The following is a 17,349-nucleotide window of genomic DNA, read 5'->3' as shown; positions in this document are numbered from 1 at the left end:
TAGCTGTGCGAAAGCGAAGCGACAGCAACACGGTTTTAACTGTGCGAAAGCGAAGCGACAGCAACACGGTTTTACCTGTGCGAAAGCGAAGCGACAGCAAAAACAACAACAACACACGACTGAGTGATCAACAACATGTTGCTGCCGCTACGTTAGCACTACGCTTTCGCACAAAAAACAACACGCAGGCCTAATCACAATGCCGATTCCGGACGCAATTATGCCGAGGCGTAATTGATATTAGCATATAAAAAATTCGCGACCATTCTCCGAGATAGCAAGCCAAGTAACAAAGCGAAGGTCTTAAGTACCTTTAGGCTTGCAAATTACCCGTAGAAAGAGAGCGAATTTTTTTATGAAGTTATTTTATCTTTACTCAGCGGACCCCCCACCTCTACAGATGGTGAGATGAATGCAGTTTTGGTTTTTTTTTACAGTGGGTGTCCAAACACCTACTGAAATAGAGGAACTCAGGCTAAGAATTTCACTTCCTGTGAAAACACCTGAGTGACCAACATCATGTTGCTGCCGCTGCGTTAGCACTACGCTTTCGCACAAAAAACATCATGTTGCTGCCGCTGCGTTAGCACTACGCTTTCGCACAAAAAAAACATCATGTTGCTGCCGCTACAATTACGCCATGGCGTAATTGATTTTCTAGTTTGAGAGGAAGTGGTCAATATGTCGATAACAGAACTTCATAAAGATGAACATTTTTTTCTTGTCAAAAATGATGAAGTAATTGTAAAAAGTGATATCCAAATAGAGCTCCTTGAAAAAATTATAAAAAAGTATAGTAAAGGGACAGAAACATATGAGGTAGAAGGCTATTTTATTCATGTATTAGAGACTTCACAGGGTAGCTTATTTACTATTAGACCATTAACGCAGTTTAGCCATTTTGATTTTATGAATCCTTTATCAAACAAAGTATTAAATTCCATATCAGATGGCATTACCATATGTGATAGCGATGGGAAAATATTATTTCAAAATGATATTGATATCGAAATTGTTGGTATTAATTTAATGGGGAGATATGCAAAAGACGCAATAGCTGAAGGATTAATGAGTGATTCTATATCCATGAAAGTCATCGAATCGAATGAAAAAGTAACCATACTGCAAACGTTCATTAATAGAAAATGCTTTTTAGTGACGGGCAAGCCAATATTTAATGAAAAGGGTGAGTTGCAATACGTAGTAGCCATTACACGTGATATGACCCAGTTAAAACTACTAGAGACAGAAGTGAAAAAATTAGAGGTTCAAAATGAAAATTTTAAAAATAAGCTACAAGCATTACATAATAAAGAGGCGACACCAAGTAATTTAATCGCTGTGTCTCCTGCAATGATGGATGTTGTAAATCGCGTGATGAGAATTGCGGAGGTAGATTCTACTGTATTAATTGGTGGTGAATCGGGCGTTGGTAAAGAAGAAATTACAAAGCTAATTCATGCAAATAGTAGACGTAGTCATAAGCAAATATTAACGATTAACTGTAGTGCAATACCTGAAAATCTATTAGAAACCGAACTTTTTGGCTATGAGGGAGGAGCATTTACAGGAGCGTCAAGAGGTGGTAAGGCTGGGTTATTTGAAATTGCGTCAGGTGGTACAGTATTTTTAGATGAAATTGGAGAGATGCCTTTGCTACTACAGGCAAAATTATTACGTGTGCTCCAAGAGTCAGAGGTTCAACGTATTGGTAGTGGGAGGCCTATTTCTATTGATGTCCGCATTATTGCAGCAACGAATCGCAATTTGGCAGAAATGGTGAGACAAGGTAGTTTCCGTGAGGATTTATATTATCGTTTAAATATCATCCCCATTGAAATTCCACCATTAAGACAACGTCGTCAGGATATTATTCCACTAGTCCATCATTTTTTAGCTGTCATTGGAGAGAAATACGGTATTCACCGAACAATTGAGTCATCGGCCATGAAAATATTAGTGTCCTATGATTGGCCAGGAAATATACGTCAGCTTAAAAATATGGTGGAACGAATTTGCTTATTAGCTACACAGCCAGAAATAACAGTATATACGGTACAACAAGAATTAGATTGTAATACAACGAATATTCATGATATCGAAAATGTGGAGCAACTACCTAAATTACAGGAATCAGCTGTTACAACCATGTTTAGTGGCACATTAAAGGAGCAAGTAGCTGCTTTTGAAAAGCAAATTATAAAGCAGGCATTGTCTAAATATCCAAGTATTAGGCAGGCAGCTAAATCACTTGGCTGTGATCAGTCAACTTTAGTGCGTAAAATTCAAAAATTCCAATTAACAAGGCATATTTCTTATAAGGAGTAGTGATGTATTTCTACATCAAATTTCCGCTTTTGCATAGTGAATGGTAATAACGCAACGGTGTTTAGTGACATGATGCAACAAAAATGATGATCCGCATCATTAAAATGAATCAATAAATAAGAGATGAAAAGAGGTATTTTCGAATAAGAGAATGTCTCTTTTTATTTTTTGTGCTGAAAGCAAACAGTTGGCATGAGAGTTGCTAGTAAAAAAGTGTATGAAATTATAAACGAAAAGAGGTTGGTATTGATGGCAATTCAATTAAAGGAAGAGCTAAAAACATTAGATCAAAAGCATTTTTTACATCCAACATCGTCAATTGAGCAACAGCAAACACAAGGGCCAGCAGTTATTTTTACAGAAGGAACTGGCATTTATTTGAAAGATATCGAAGGAAATGTCTATATTGATGGGATGTCTTCTTTATGGAATGTAAATATTGGGCATGGCCGTCAAGAAATTGCAGATGTTGCGAAGGAGCAAATATCCACATTAGCATTTAGTTCCTGCTTTGCAACATTTAGCAATGAACCGGCGATTCGTTTAGCAGCGAAAATTGCTTCTTTAGCTCCGGGAGATTTAAACACAGTATTTTTTACTTCAGGCGGCTCAGAGGCGAATGATACAGCCATTAAACTAGCACGTCATTACTGGTTACTAAAAGGACAGCCAAAGCGCCAAAAAATTATTTCACGTACACACTCCTACCACGGTGTAGCGATGGGCGCTACAAATGCAACAGGCTTACAAGCATTTCGTGATTTTACAAATTCACATGCTCCAGACTTCCACTATGTCTATAGCGAATCGGTACGTAATTTACATGAAACAATTGAAGCGTTAGGTCCTGAGAATGTGGCTGCATTTATTTCTGAGCCTGTGCAAGGAGCAGGTGGAGTAAATATTCCACAAAGGGACTACTTTAGAGAAGTACGAAAAATTTGTGATGAGTACGGTATTTTATTGATTGCGGATGAAGTCATTACAGGATTTGGGCGTACAGGTAAATTTTTTGGGATGGAGCACTATGGTGTAGTGCCAGATATGATGAGCTTCGCGAAAGGCGTTTCGAGTGGCTATGCCCAACTTGGAGGAGTGGTGATATCAGAAAAACTGCATCAGGACTTTTGTGAGCTTTCCAAGGGTACATTAATGCATGGGTACACATACAGCGGTCATGCACTTGCTTGTCAAGTTGGCTTGAAAAATATTGAAATCGTTGAGCGTGAAAATCTCGTTGAAAATGCAGCGGTCATGGGTGATGCAATGTTGAAGGGATTTCAAGCGCTGCAGGAAAAGTATAGCTTTATTGGACGTGTGCGTACACTTGGATTGCTTGGGGCAATTGAATTAGTCAAAAGCCGTGAGACAGGTGAATTGTTTGAGTCTCCTCTTAGCCCAATTTTTGTACAGGAAACGATGAAACGAGGGTTAATTCTTCGAACAGTTACGTATGATCAAGATACAGTTGTTTTTGCTCCGCCTCTTATTCTATCAAAAGTAGAATTGGACGAAATGCTGCGTATATTAGACGAAACGTTTGAATATATACGTAAAACTATCGTTGAAATATAAATTCAATCACTTTATAAAGGAGGAGTAATATGACAACAGTTGTTAGAGAGGTACGAGAACAATTTAATCCAGCGAGACCAACCCAATGTATTGGCGCTGTAGAACTTTTAACAGTAAATGAAACGAAAGCAGTTGTTACTGCTGCTCATAATGCATTTGAAGACTGGAAAAATACATCATCTATTGCACGTGGAGAGATTTTACGACTAACAGCGGATCTGCTTGAAAAAAATATAGATCAAGTAGCTGAAATAGCTTCATGTGAAATGGGCAAAACGAAAAGTGAAATGCTCGGAGAAGTGAAACGAGGGGCTTCCATTTTGCGTTATTTTGCCCAAGAAGGGATGCGTGCTGTAGGTGAGGTGTTACCTTCTGCCAATGAATCAAAGATATTATACACAATGCGTGTGCCACTCGGTGTAGTTGCGGCGATCACTCCTTGGAATTTTCCTGTTGCCATTCCACTGTGGAAGATTGCTCCGGCATTAGTATATGGCAATACAGTTGTTTGGAAGCCATCTATTGAAGCAGCTTTAACCGGAAAATTAATAGGAGAATTATTTCAACAGGCAGGTTTACCAAAAAATGTGTTACATGTAGTCCAAGGTCGTGGCTCAAAGGTTGGGCAGGTTTTATTAGAGGCACCTGAAGTAAAGGCGATTACATTTACTGGTTCAAATAATGTCGGGCAAAGTATTTTAGATACTGCTGGATCAACGAATAAAAAAATTCAACTGGAGCTTGGAGGCAAAAATGCAGCCGTCATTTTAGCGGATGCGAATATCAAACAAGCTGCAAAACTAACGATAGAAGGTGCTATGAAGCAAACAGGACAGCGTTGTACAGCGACTAGTCGAGTATATATTGAGGAAGCGATTTATGAAGAAGTGCTCCAGCAGTTAATAGAAGAGGCTAAAAAAATAGAGGTTGGCGTAACAATGGGCCCTGTATCCTCAAAGGGACAATATGATTCTATTTTAGCCGCTATTGAAAAAGCACAACTAGATGGAGCTGAGCTTATATTTGGTGGTGGTCCAACTCAAGGTATGAAAGAGGGGTATTACATCGATCCAACCATTTTTACAAATGTAACACATGATATGGCGATTGCCCGTGAAGAAATATTTGGCCCCGTACTAGCTGTTATAAAGGTTAAGGATTATGAAGAGGCGATTCGCTTATCGAATGATTCCGATTTTGGATTAAGTGCTTCGATCTATACGACTAATATTCCAAAAGCTTTTGATTTTATTAATCGCAGTGAAGTGGGACTTGTACAGGTGAATGATGAAACAGGAGGAGCCGAGCCCCAAGCGCCATTTGGAGGAATGAAAAACTCAAGTACTGGTGCCCGAGAGCAAGGGCAGGCGGCGAAGGAATTTTTTACAACCTTCAAAACAATTACAATTGGTACAAAAGTTGAATAAAAATCTAACTCATCTTGAAATTTAATAGCATGGTAGCCAAACAAAAACACATTCTATATGCCTCAGTGTAATGATTTCGGATTTTTCTCATAGTGACTGCTATCTTTTGAGGAAATCTAGCAGCATTCACTTGAGGCATTATCTTCATCAAAGAGGATTATTATGAAGAATTTTTGTGTATTTCATCAAACCAAGTAAACGAAAGAAGGTATAACTATGGCACAAAGTCGTTTAGCAATTGATGTTGGTGGAACGTTTACGGATGTATTTGTTTTTAATGAAGAAACTGGAGACATTTTTGTGACAAAAACCTCTTCAACACCTTCAAATCCAGAGCAGGGAATTTTAAATGGTGTTGAAAAAGCAGGGTTAGATGGGAAGAATATTAAAATTTTTTCTCATGGTACAACTGTTGGAACGAATGCTTTAATTGAACGAAAGCTTCCGAAAACAGCCCTGATAACGACAAAGGGTTTTAGGGATGTTATCGAAATTCGCCGTGGAACAAAGGAAGATATTTGGGATACGTACAAGGATACTGCTAGGCCCTATATTCAGAGGAGAGATCGGTTTGAAGTAGGAGAACGCATAGATTATGAAGGGAACATTATTCAAGCTATTGATGAAGAGGAGGTTCGGATTTTAGCCAAGAAATTAAAGCGTAGAGGTACACAGTCTATTGCGGTTTGCTTCCTCAATGCCTACGTCAATGGAGAGAATGAGCTGAAAGTCAAAAAAATTTTAAAAGAGGAACTACCGGATGTCTATGTTTGTATTTCAAGCGAGGTACTTCCTGAAATTTTCGAGCATGAGCGGATGAGCACTACGATTATCAACGCCGTTCTCGGACCAATTATGAGTAAATACATCAGTAAGTTAAGCAATGAAATGCAGAAAAAGGGCTATGAGGAAGAAATTTTGGTGTTACATTCAGGTGGTGGTGTCATGACTTCAAGTACGGTTCCACGTTATGCGGCTAGGCTAGCAAGCTCAGGGATAGCAGCTGGTGCTATTGCCAGTAAGCATATCGCAAAGCTGTGTGGGTTTGACAATGCAATCGGCTTAGACATGGGGGGTACAAGTACAGATATTTCACTTATGTATAAGGGTGATATTCGCATTACAAAGGATTGGTCAATAGAATATGGTTATCCAATTGGTTTTCCAAGTATTGAAATACTAACAATAGGAGCAGGGGGTGGCAGCCTTGCATGGAAGGATGAGGGGGGCTCTTTACGTAATGGACCTCAAAGTGCAGGTGCAGCCCCAGGTCCAGCCTGCTATGGACGAGGGGGAACAGAACCAACGAACTCAGATGCTAATTTAGTATTAGGGCGTCTTGGCGTGGATTTATTGGATGGTACGATGCAATTAAACAAAGAAGCGGCAAGAGAATCTGTGAAAAAAATAGCAAGCGCTTTCAATCAAACAATAGAGGAAGCAGCAAGCGCAATTATAGAAGTTGCAAATGCGAATATGAGCGATGCTGTAAGACTAATATCTGTTCGTAGAGGCTATGATCCACGAGATTTTGCACTTGTTGCTTTTGGTGGTGCAGGGCCATTACATGGTGCCTATTTGGCAAAGGATTTAAACATTCCGAAGGTTATTATTCCTACTCATCCAGGTGTAGCTGCTGCAATGGGCTGCCTACTTGTAGATGTTAGACATGATATTTCTAAAACGTATGTGAAGAAAGTAGAGGAGGTAACTGCTGAAGAACTGACCAAGCAATTTGGTGCATTACGTAAAGAAGCAGCAACATTATTAGAAGAGGAAGGGATAGCAGAAAGTACCTCATCCTTGACGAATTATATAGATCTCCGTTATAAGGGGCAATGGCGATCTCTTGCTGTACTTGTAGCAGATGAAATAACTTCTCTAGATGTAATACTAGAAGCCTTTCATCAAGAGCATGAACGAGAATTTGCATTTTCTGATAAGGAGCAAGCTGTTGAAATTTTCGGCCTACGTGTTACGGCGATTGGAACAGTACCAAAGCCTGATTTTCCTCAATATGCTCCTGAGGGCTCTTTAGAAGATGCATTCAAGGAAACGCGCTCTGTTTTTTTTGAGGGTAAATATTTTGAAACAAACGTGTACTATCGCGATAAAATACCAGTTTACACACAATTTGCTGGGCCAGCCATCATCGATCAACTCGACACAACGACTGTTATTCCACCTGGTTTTACAGCAGAGGTTGATGCATATAGAAATATCATTATTACGGTGAACTAATATTCCATAAGGAGGAATTGAGTGATGAGTACAACGAATTTAGAGACACCTCATAGGGTCCAAAATTTAGACCCAGTAACATTTGAAGTGTTGAAAAACGGCTTTGTGAACTTAGTTGATCAAATGGCTGAACAAATGCTGCGTACATGCTATTCGTTTGTTATCTATAATCGAGACTTCAGCTGTGCATTATGTGATGCACAGGGAAATACAGTAATGCAGGGAACCCAAGATATTTCAGTACATGTAGGGACATTACATTTAACCGCAAAAGCTATCTTAGAGGATTTCGCTGATGATATTCATCCTGGCGATGTATTTCTAGTGAATGATCCTTATCGTGGTGGCACACATTTTAGCGATGTTCGTGTCATTTTACCAGTATTTCATGATGGAAAATTAATTGCCCTAATGCAAACGAATGGACACTGGGCAGATGTCGGTGGCTCTAATCCAGGTTCCTTTGATATTACTGCAAGGGAGCATTACGGAGAAGGATTGCGGATTCCACCTGTACGCATATATAGTAAAGGTCAATATTTAGCAGATGTTGTAAAAATCATTGTCATGAATATGCGGATACCAGAGGAGCGAATAGGCGATTTACGTTCTCAGGTGGAAGCAGCAAAAGTTGGGGAGAAGCAGCTCAAGGAAATGATTGAAAAGTACGGCATAGATACAGTACTAGTGGCCTTTGAAGAGGTGCAAAATTATGTTGAACGATTAATGAAGGCGAAAATAAAAGCTTTACCCAAAGGCCAATGGGAAACGGTGGACTATATTGACATGGACCCACAAGTAGGAGATGGCCTTATCCCAATCCATGTAAAAATGACCATTACTGAGAGTGAAATAACGTATGATTTAAGTAATTCTCATCCTTATATAAGCTGCTTTTTAAATGCGGGATTTGGCTCAGCCCTTTCTGGTACTTATGCAGGCACTAAAACATTCTTCCCGGATATCCCCCTAAATTCAGGATTCTATCGAGTTGTGAAAATTTATCTTCCTGAAAACTCTGTCGTTAATGCTCCTAGCCCAGTTGCCGTCTCTGGCTATTGTTCTGGAGCGTTTGAGAAAATTATGAATGCTTGCTTCGAATTATGGTCAAATATTATGCCTGAACGCGCTATCGCATGTTCATTTAATTTAGAGTATTTATTAATAGGTGGGTATGATCAGCGTCAGGATAGTAGTGAATATTTTATGTGGTATGACTGGATGGCTGGCGGGCATGGGGGGCGTATTGATCGTGATGGTGCCAATACAACCTCACCAGTGTTTGGAGTAGGGCTAAGTGTACAGCCATGTGAGGGGCAAGAGCGATTGTCACCAGTTATTACAACAAAGCATGAAATTATAATAGATTCTGCAGGCCCAGGTAAGTACCGTGGTGGTTGTGGTGTCGAGAAGGGAGGCATTTTAACAAATGTTAACCAAACCGTGATGTCCTATTGTTGTGATCGCTCACGCTCTATTACATGGGGAATTATGGGTGGCTTACCCTCTATCGCACAGGGAGCTATTTTAAACCCAGGTAAAAAGGATGAATTATTTTTAGGTACAATTTTCTCCAATATCGAACTGAAAAAAGGAGACTCCTTTACTCGTCCTTCGGCTGGTGGAGGAGGCTTAGGGGACCCGTTAGCACGAGATATAAATGCTGTATTAGAGGATGTTATTGATGAATATGTTTCAATTGAGCGTGCGAAGCTTGATTACGGTGTTGTGATCCATGAAATTGATCGTGATATCGATGTGTTTGAAGTAGATATAGCTGCCACATTAAAAGAACGCGACTATATTCGCCAAAATCGTCATAGATGGCTAGAGACAAATCCTCTTCTAGTGGAGCAGATGTATAATAATGGAGAAATTAATCAAATGGATGTTATCCGAAGATATGGCGTTGTGATGGATTATCAAACAAATAAAGCATTACCAATTTCAACAGAGCAATACAGAGAGTCAATGAAGAAACGCTCTTTAGCCTTTTGGTAAACAACTATAGAGAGTAGTTTAGGCTACTCTCTAGTGCATTTAATAAATAAGTTTATTTATTAAAACGATCTATTTTAAAAAGGGATAAATCCTGCTTGCTTTGTCCATTTAGTATTAACTCTGTGAGTACTTCACCAACTGCACTGCTGAATTTAAAGCCATGCCCAGAAAAGCCTGCTGCTACGATAATGTTTTGATGCTCAGGTAAAAAGTCGATAATAAAGTCTTCATCTGGTGTCATTGAATACTTGCACGTTTTTCCATAATTTAACGCCCCGTGCTGTGGCATAAATTGCTGAATAAAGTTAAGTAAGTCAATGGAATCCTGTTCGTCAAACGGACGAAGTGGATCATTTGGATTGATTGCCTCGCCACCATCATGGCGACCAAGCTTTAGTCCAACACCATCAATGCTTGGAAATCCATAGTATGTGGAATCTTCCAATTCAAAACAATAGGCTGGAAATACATTTTCACCATAGAGCTGTTCATCTGCTTCAAACCAAGCAAAGGTTTTTCTAGTAGGTGTAACAGGGATAGGAATGCCCATTGTTTGTAATAGCTCTGTGATCCAAGCACCAGCAGTGACAATCAACTGCTTCGACTCGTAAATATTATTTTCGGTTTGTACCTTTACAATGCTTCCCGCTTGAATAGACTGTACTTTTTCATTCGTATGTAATGCTGCTCCTGCCTCCATTGCTAATTTTTTATAGGCATGAATGCAGGCCTCTACACGAAGAACACCAGCAGTTGGCTCATAGCATGCAACAAAGTTTTCGGGGACAAATAATCCCGGCCATTTTTTCATAGCTTTATCAGCAGAATATTGTTCTAGTGCTAAGTCATAAAGCTCGGCACTAGCTTTTACATTTTTAATAAAAGAATGACTTGGCTCTCCGACATTCACAACCCCTGTTTGTAGAAATAGGGATTCATTTGATAAAGCTTCTAATTCCCTCCATAATTCACCTGCTCTTTTGACAAAAGGTACATAACTAGCCCCCTCACCATAGGCAAAGCGAATAATTCTTGTTTCTCCATGATGGCTGCCTTCTTCATGTGGAGGATTAAGGGCATCAATCATCAGAACATTTTTTCCTGCCTTTGCTAAATAATAGCCCGTTGCCATACCCATCGAGCCAGCCCCAATGATTATCACATCATATATCATATAATCCCTACTTTTTTGCTCTAGTATAACAAAATAATAGATAGGAAGACAGAAATTTTTGAAAATTTTATAGAAAAAAAGCACAACTCTTCAAGAAGAATTGTGCTTCGTTTATTATTTCACTGTAGGTAATAATTTATTTAATAGAATGGCTACGATAGCTGCTGTTGCAATCGGGGAACCAAGTAGATATTGTACAGTTGTTGGTAAAGAATAAAGGAAATCGTCAGGTAGTAACGTTAATGCTAATGTTAAAATGACAGGAATAGCAATTACATACATTTCCTTTTCACCAATACTTTCATTTTTCATTACCTGTAAACCACTAATTGCGATAATACCACAGACGATTACAAAGATACCGCCAATTACTGCTGAAGGAATTGCAGAAATTAGAGCAGCTAATTTACCAGAAAAACCAAATAAGATAAACCAAGCACCAGCAGCAATAAATACTCGACGACTTGCTATACCTGTGATGGAAATAACACCTGCATTTGTTGAGTATCCAGTAACAGGAGTTGAACCAAGCAATGAAGCCACGAAACATCCAATTCCTTCCCCAATAACTCCTCGATTAATTTGTTTATCTGTCAATGGTTTATCGATAACATTACTCACGGCAAACCAAGTACCTGTTGTCTCTGCCAGTAAGACGATATAAATAATCACCATTGTTATAATGGCTGAAAAATTAAAGGTGAAGCCGAAATCTGCAAATGGAATTTGTGGCAAACTAAACCATTTAGCTTGTGATACGGCTGATAAATCTAAGACACCCATTACATTGGCTGCAATACAACCCACAATTAAAGCAATGATAACTGAGGCGATACGAAAGATTCGCCCTTTTTTATTGAAAATTGAGCCTAACATTACACAAATGATTAAGACAGCAGCTGAGATAAGCGCTAAATTGATGTTTTGGTTAATCGACGCACCTGCACCATTAAAGATATTATCACTTAAGCCAACAGGCATTAAAGAAAGACCAACAACAAAGATAATCGTTCCTCCAACAATTGGAGGGATAAAGGTTTTGACGATTTTATTGAAAATCCCAGTATAGCCTAAAATAATAACCAAAAGTGCACCGATTAAGCTAGCCCCTAGCACAGTATTCCAGCCAAGTTGTCCGCTGCCACTTGCTGCATAAATCCCAACGATGGCTCCAAGGGGAACATAGGATGGACCTTGCGCAATAGGTAGCTTCATACAAAAATGAGTTTGGATAATCGTAGCAATTCCTGCTGCGATAAAGGTTGATTGGATCAATGCACTTGCTTGTCCTGACTGTAACCCAATTAACATCGCAATTAGAAAGGGAACTACATAGACATCCATAGCCATGACATGCTGTAAACCTAGTAAGGCTGACTGACCGTATGACAATTTTTCATCAGGTAAAACAGTTAATTGTGTTTTTCTATTTTCGTTTAATTGATTATGTTGCGTTTCCACTAAGATGTACACCTCTATATGTTAATTTATACGGTTAAATGACAGAGTCAGAAATTATGGTCTTGTATGAACTTTATTTCCTTGTACCCACACCTCACGGATATTTTCGGGACGTACAAGATACATGATTTTTTGGAAGATATCCTGTAAATCTTCGTTATTTCTAAAAATAGGGAGTTTGGCAGAAGATATTTTTGTATCAATGATTTGTACATCCCATGCATAGTTCTCCTGTAGTCGACCAACTGGTAAGCTTAAGCTTTCGCCACCACCAGCCGTTGCTAAATAAAATGCTTCATTTATCGTAATACGTGAATTTGCTACGCCTCGTTTTTCGGCAGGAAGTGAAGTATCAACGCCGTCTTCTAGCATTCTAGATGACATAACAGCCTGTCTTGCATTATCAAACAAACTTGGAGAAAAACCGCCTGAAAGATCTGAGCCTACCCCTATATCCACGCCCATTGAGTGGAAGCGTGCAATAGGAATAACACTATTTGCAAAATAAGCATTGGAGATAGGACAATGACCAATTGCAGTGCCAGTTTCAGCAAATAGCTGTGCGTCATCATTGCTTAAAAAATTACAATGTGCCATCACAGATTTATCGCCTAATAAACCAAAATCATGTAAGGCAAAGGCGTCATTTTTCTTAAATCTTTCCTTCACATAGCCATGCTCCCAGTCGCTTTCACTACAGTGTGATTGAATATGCGTATCATATTTAGCAGCTAATTCACCCAAGCCCTTTAAGGCATCGTCCGTACAACTTGGAATAAAACGTGGTGTAACGACTGGATAAACACCCTGTTTTGTCGTTTTTGCTAGATCTTTCACAGCTAAAATAAACTCTTCTGTATCCTTTAATGCTGTTTGGGTATCTAAATCACGGTAGTAGTCTGGATTTTGCTCAGGATTGTCCATAACAACTTTACCAACTAAGCCTCGTTGTCCTTTTTTCGCACAGATTTTTGCTAATAGTAAGCTTGCTTCCTTATGAACAGTAGCAAAATAGAGAGAGGTAGTTGTACCATTTGCAAGTAACGTGCTAACTAAATCTTCATAGACCTCTTGTGCAAATGTTAAATCAGAAAATTTGGATTCGATAGGAAAGGTGTATGTGTTTAGCCAATCATAAAGAGGAATATCTAATGCAGTACCAGCCTGAGCCCATTGTGGGGCATGTACATGCAAATCGACAAAGCCAGGTAAGAAGTATTGACCTTTCCCTAAGGAATGGAAATTTTCTTTGCCTTGATATGTAGTAAGGAGATTTTGATAGTCCACATGATCGGGAGCGACAGTTTTTTCAATCATACCTTCTGCGTTTATAAAGAATAGATAATCTTTTAAAATTTGTACTTCACTAGAAGACTTACTTGAAAAAGCTGTCCCTTTGAAAATTTGCGTATAATTTGACATGAAAACCACCTTAATGTTCGTTTATTGATAATTACTTGGACTATTATAGGTTATTTAAACTGTTTAGTCTATAAAAAAACGAATATTAAATATTGTTACTTGAATGACTACAGCTATTTTTTTACAGCTTTTACAGGCATTTGGGTAAAATTAGAGAACTAGTCCTAATTCAATGGTATACAATCAATGATGTAAGATTTGCTTTTAGTTAAATAGGAAAACAAGGCTTAATGAATGTCAAGGAGGAGGATTTTTATGTTGGTGAAAGGGCATAATTTTAAATTATCACTATTTTATTGGCTTTTGTTCATTCCGATTTTTTTAGGAATAAGTTATCAGGCATTATTTTTTGACTGGCAAATACAAAAATATTATTTTAAAGAGCTTGAAGATTTTGGTCGTTACGTCCTTGTCTTAGCAATAAGTTTTATAGAAGCATTTATCTATGTATTAATTATCCGATTTATTGTATTTTTGTTTCAGAAACAGCTTCATCTTAATAAATGAATCGTATTTGAGAATAAAATCTCAAATACGATTAATAGAGTCATTAATAATATCCATAAACGAATGAAAGGCCGCAGAGATATTTTGTTCGTTTTTTCGTGTACAAAGATAGATGGGTCTTTGAATATCAATATCTTTTATAAAGACTCTGGCTACTTGTTGCCTTTGAATAAAGCTTGAAGCAGCTATGGACGGTGCTAGCATTGTACCGTAGCCAGCTGCAATGGCATGGATCGATTCATTAATGCCATCGAGTTGCAGACCTACTCTTGGTGGCGGAATTTTATGAACCTTACATAGTGCATTTAAAAATTCCTTTGTTGAACTACCATCCTCTCTAGAAACAAAGGGCTGCTGCATTAATTCTGCTAATGTCACAGTTTGATCTGCCATTGGGTGTCCATAAGGCACGATAAACCAATAATCCAAATTGATCAGAAATTGATAATTAATATCTGGATGATGACCATCCTCTTTTACGATAAAGGCTAAATCCGCTTTATAGTGAAGCAATTCTACAATAACCTGCTGGGAGTTCGCGGTTTTTATATGGATATAAGAATTCGGGAAGGCTTGCTTATAGTTAGCTAACCATTTTGGTAATAAAAAATGGGATGGCACATGGGTAGAAGCAATTTGTAATTCTTCATTCCCAGTATTTTTTAATTGCTCTAACTTATTTTCAATATCCAATTCTAAATCAAATAGTCGCTGTGCCTGTTTAAATAAAAATTCCCCATTTTGTGTTAACGTGATTCCTCTTCCCTTAGATTCCAACAAGGTTAATTCTAAATCTTTTTCTAAATTCCGAATTTGTATAGTAACAGCAGGCTGACTAATCATTAATGCTTGTGCTGCCTTCGATACACTTTTAAGCTCGGCTACTTTTGTGAAGAGTCTAAGAGCATGTAAATTCATGAAATTTCTCCTTATATAAAAATTATTTATCCTTTTATATAAATTATATATTAGATTTATTAATTTGCACTCTGTATCCTTTTAATTACTATAAAGTTTTAGGGGAGGGGACGAGATGAACCGACAGCACATCGGAATTTTATTTGGAGGGGTCCTATTGCTCGTAGTGGCAATGGGCATTAGCCGATTTGCCTTTACACCAATTTTGCCATTTATGCGGCATGATGTCGGATTTTCTTTTGAAGTAGCAGGATTTTTAGCATCAAGTAATTATATTGGCTATTTCATTGGTGCATTATGGGCGGGATTTATCCATCGTAATAGGAAGAACTTTTTATTGTTAAATGTTGTCTTAAATGTCCTTTCCGTTGTTCTAATGGGCATTATCGGAATATATAGTGTTTGGCTTGTGCTTCGTTTGATTGCAGGCATTACAGGCGGTCTTATTTTTGTTTTAACATCGAGCATTATTATGGATTACTTAGCAAAGCGCTCACTTTCACGGTGGTCAGGCTATTTATTCAGTGGGATAGGCTTAGGAATTGCAATCTCCGGCTTATTCGTACCAGTTCTTGAGGGATATTTTGCATGGCAAGGTACATGGATAGGCTTAGGAATTTTATCAGCGTTGTTTTTAGGCATTACGTATATTCTTTGGAGAGGATTAGATGTACAAGATAGTAAGAAGGCTGAAAAATCCTCCGATACAAAAATGACAAAGGGCTTTATGCCGTGGTTAATCGTGTCATATGGCCTAGAGGGCTTAGGCTATATCATCACAGGGACATTTTTAGTCGATATTATTCATAATATTCCTTCACTCCAAGCGTATTCTTCCTATAGCTGGGTTATCGTTGGGGTAGCAGCCATACCCTCAGCACCAGTTTGGACTGTGTTGTTAGAAAAATTTTCTGCAATAAAAATCCTGTTTGTGGCATACATATTACAAGTGTTAGGCATCCTGCTACCAGTATTTTCACAAACTGTATGGAGCGTTTTATTGTCTTCATTTTTATTTGGCTTAACATTTGTAGGGATTGTGACGCTGACAACTTCCTATGCACGTCAGCTTTTCCCCACTCAAAGTGGCCCCGTTGTATCTTTATTAACAACGTTTTATGCATTTGGACAAATTATTGGACCAATTATCGCAGGACAGCTAGTGGAAGTTTATAGTAGCTATAAGGCAGCACTTGTATTTGCTGGTGGTATAGTATTTCTTGCCTTGCTCGTCATGCTATGTGGACGATGGTTAACAATGAAGCAGCAGGCTACATTAGAAAATGTATTGACCATTAAAACACAATCGAATTCCTAAAAAAAGCCTGAAATTCCAAGTGGATTTCAGGCTTGAATTTTGACATTAGCATAAGGAGCGTCAAGTTACGATTTCATATGGAAATAATAAGGAAATCGCATGTGAAGAATTATAATGACAGAGCCAGCAGTGGTTTTATAATAATATTGATCCTTTAAAATTAAGTACGTTTATTTAAACAAGGTTTGTTCATTCATAATAATTCTAATTAAAATCCTGTGTTGGTATGCAGGATTTTTCCTGTTCAACTATCAGATCAGGTTAGTGTGTAGCAAAGAATAAGAAAATTATTTAATTTTAATTAGACAGTATATTGACCAAAATTTAAAATATGCTACACTTATTTTAGACAATGTACTGTCTAAATGGAGGTCGACTATGGATATTTACAGAGAACTATTTTTAATGCAGCAAGCTTACGGTACCTTATTTTCTTTAGCAAATAAGATTCAGATAAAAGGTGACAAGTTCCTTGAACTTTTAACTTCTAGACAGTATATGGCAATGGTGGCAATTGCACATTTACCAGAAGATGAAACAACTTTGAATAATATAGCTAGAAAATTAGGTACCACAAAACAGAGCGTAAAACAATTAATCACCATTATGGAAAACAAGGGATATGTTAACGTTGTTCCTAGTAGGAAAGATAAACGTGCGATTAACGTAATAATAACAAAAACAGGAAAAGAAGTTTTGCTTGCCGTTGCAGAAAAAGGAATCTTTTTTTTGGAAGATCTTTTTAAAAAGTTATCAACTGATGAATTAGAAACAATGTGGGATCTTTTAAAGAAACTTTATAGTTTTGACGGTGAAGAACACGATGGATTCGAAGAAGATGGTAATTTACAAATGGATGAAGATAACATGGAATTACAAGTGAGAGTCTTGAAGGAGTTTGAGAAACGAAGAATTCAAGCAATTAATAAGGGAAATAAAATGTGAAAAATAATCGTAGAAACTGATTTATCTTTGAA

Annotated in this window: 12 protein-coding genes; 8 read left to right on the top strand and 4 right to left on the bottom strand. The window is 38.0% G+C overall.

Annotated features, from left to right (window positions below; translation table 11 throughout):
* The first annotated feature begins 681 nt into the window (after window positions 1-681).
* From B2R82_RS07305 to B2R82_RS07285, 5 genes are all read left to right on the top strand, one after another.
* The gene (locus tag B2R82_RS07305; protein ID WP_286924239.1) at window positions 682-2,328 is read left to right on the top strand and encodes a sigma-54 interaction domain-containing protein; all 1,647 of its coding nucleotides are present in this window, start codon (window positions 682-684) and stop codon (window positions 2,326-2,328) included.
* A 249-nt stretch (window positions 2,329-2,577) separates the two neighbouring features.
* Window positions 2,578-3,903 carry an aspartate aminotransferase family protein gene (locus tag B2R82_RS07300; RefSeq protein WP_286924238.1) on the top strand — a complete coding sequence of 442 codons (1,326 nt, stop codon included), beginning with the start codon at window positions 2,578-2,580 and terminating at the stop codon, window positions 3,901-3,903.
* Between the two features lie 29 nt (window positions 3,904-3,932).
* Window positions 3,933-5,330 (top strand): aldehyde dehydrogenase family protein, encoded by a 1,398-nt coding sequence (locus B2R82_RS07295; protein WP_286924237.1) that lies wholly within the window; start codon window positions 3,933-3,935, stop codon window positions 5,328-5,330.
* A 216-nt stretch (window positions 5,331-5,546) separates the two neighbouring features.
* A complete protein-coding gene (locus tag B2R82_RS07290) occupies window positions 5,547-7,571 on the top strand; it encodes a hydantoinase/oxoprolinase family protein (RefSeq protein ID WP_286924236.1) in 2,025 nt (674 codons plus the stop codon).
* A 24-nt stretch (window positions 7,572-7,595) separates the two neighbouring features.
* On the top strand, window positions 7,596-9,572 hold the full coding sequence (locus tag B2R82_RS07285; RefSeq protein ID WP_286924235.1) for a hydantoinase B/oxoprolinase family protein: 1,977 nt from the start codon (window positions 7,596-7,598) through the stop codon (window positions 9,570-9,572).
* A gap of 52 nt (window positions 9,573-9,624) precedes the next feature.
* Here the strand turns inward: B2R82_RS07285 and solA are convergent, their stop codons facing one another.
* The 3 genes from solA to guaD all read right to left on the bottom strand — a co-directional run bounded on the left by solA (window position 9,625) and on the right by guaD (window position 13,629).
* Window positions 9,625-10,746: an N-methyl-L-tryptophan oxidase gene (solA, locus tag B2R82_RS07280; protein ID WP_286924234.1), complete on the bottom strand. Its 1,122-nt coding sequence runs from the start codon at window positions 10,744-10,746 to the stop codon at window positions 9,625-9,627.
* 114 nt (window positions 10,747-10,860) lie between these two features.
* The gene (locus B2R82_RS07275; protein WP_286924233.1) at window positions 10,861-12,207 is read right to left on the bottom strand and encodes a uracil-xanthine permease family protein; all 1,347 of its coding nucleotides are present in this window, start codon (window positions 12,205-12,207) and stop codon (window positions 10,861-10,863) included.
* A 54-nt stretch (window positions 12,208-12,261) separates the two neighbouring features.
* Window positions 12,262-13,629 carry a guanine deaminase gene (gene guaD / locus B2R82_RS07270; RefSeq protein ID WP_286924232.1) on the bottom strand — a complete coding sequence of 456 codons (1,368 nt, stop codon included), beginning with the start codon at window positions 13,627-13,629 and terminating at the stop codon, window positions 12,262-12,264.
* Between the two features lie 255 nt (window positions 13,630-13,884).
* Between guaD and B2R82_RS07265 the strand changes: the two genes are divergently transcribed.
* Entirely contained in the window at window positions 13,885-14,136 is a 252-nt protein-coding gene (locus tag B2R82_RS07265; protein ID WP_286924231.1) for a hypothetical protein, read from the top strand.
* A 21-nt stretch (window positions 14,137-14,157) separates the two neighbouring features.
* On the opposite strand, the gene B2R82_RS07260 is transcribed toward B2R82_RS07265, so the two are convergent.
* Window positions 14,158-15,054 (bottom strand): LysR family transcriptional regulator, encoded by an 897-nt coding sequence (locus B2R82_RS07260; protein ID WP_286924230.1) that lies wholly within the window; start codon window positions 15,052-15,054, stop codon window positions 14,158-14,160.
* 115 nt (window positions 15,055-15,169) lie between these two features.
* Between B2R82_RS07260 and B2R82_RS07255 the strand changes: the two genes are divergently transcribed.
* Complete coding sequence (locus B2R82_RS07255; RefSeq protein ID WP_286924229.1) at window positions 15,170-16,372, top strand: YbfB/YjiJ family MFS transporter; 1,203 nt, start codon at window positions 15,170-15,172, stop codon at window positions 16,370-16,372.
* A 378-nt stretch (window positions 16,373-16,750) separates the two neighbouring features.
* Window positions 16,751-17,317 carry a MarR family winged helix-turn-helix transcriptional regulator gene (locus tag B2R82_RS07250; RefSeq protein WP_286924228.1) on the top strand — a complete coding sequence of 189 codons (567 nt, stop codon included), beginning with the start codon at window positions 16,751-16,753 and terminating at the stop codon, window positions 17,315-17,317.
* Window positions 17,318-17,349: the final 32 nt, after the last annotated feature.

Source organism: Lysinibacillus sp. UBA6686 (assembly GCF_002455205.1).
Taxonomy (GTDB): domain Bacteria; phylum Bacillota; class Bacilli; order Bacillales_A; family Planococcaceae; genus Lysinibacillus; species Lysinibacillus pakistanensis.
This window is presented reverse-complemented; position numbering and strand designations above follow the sequence as displayed.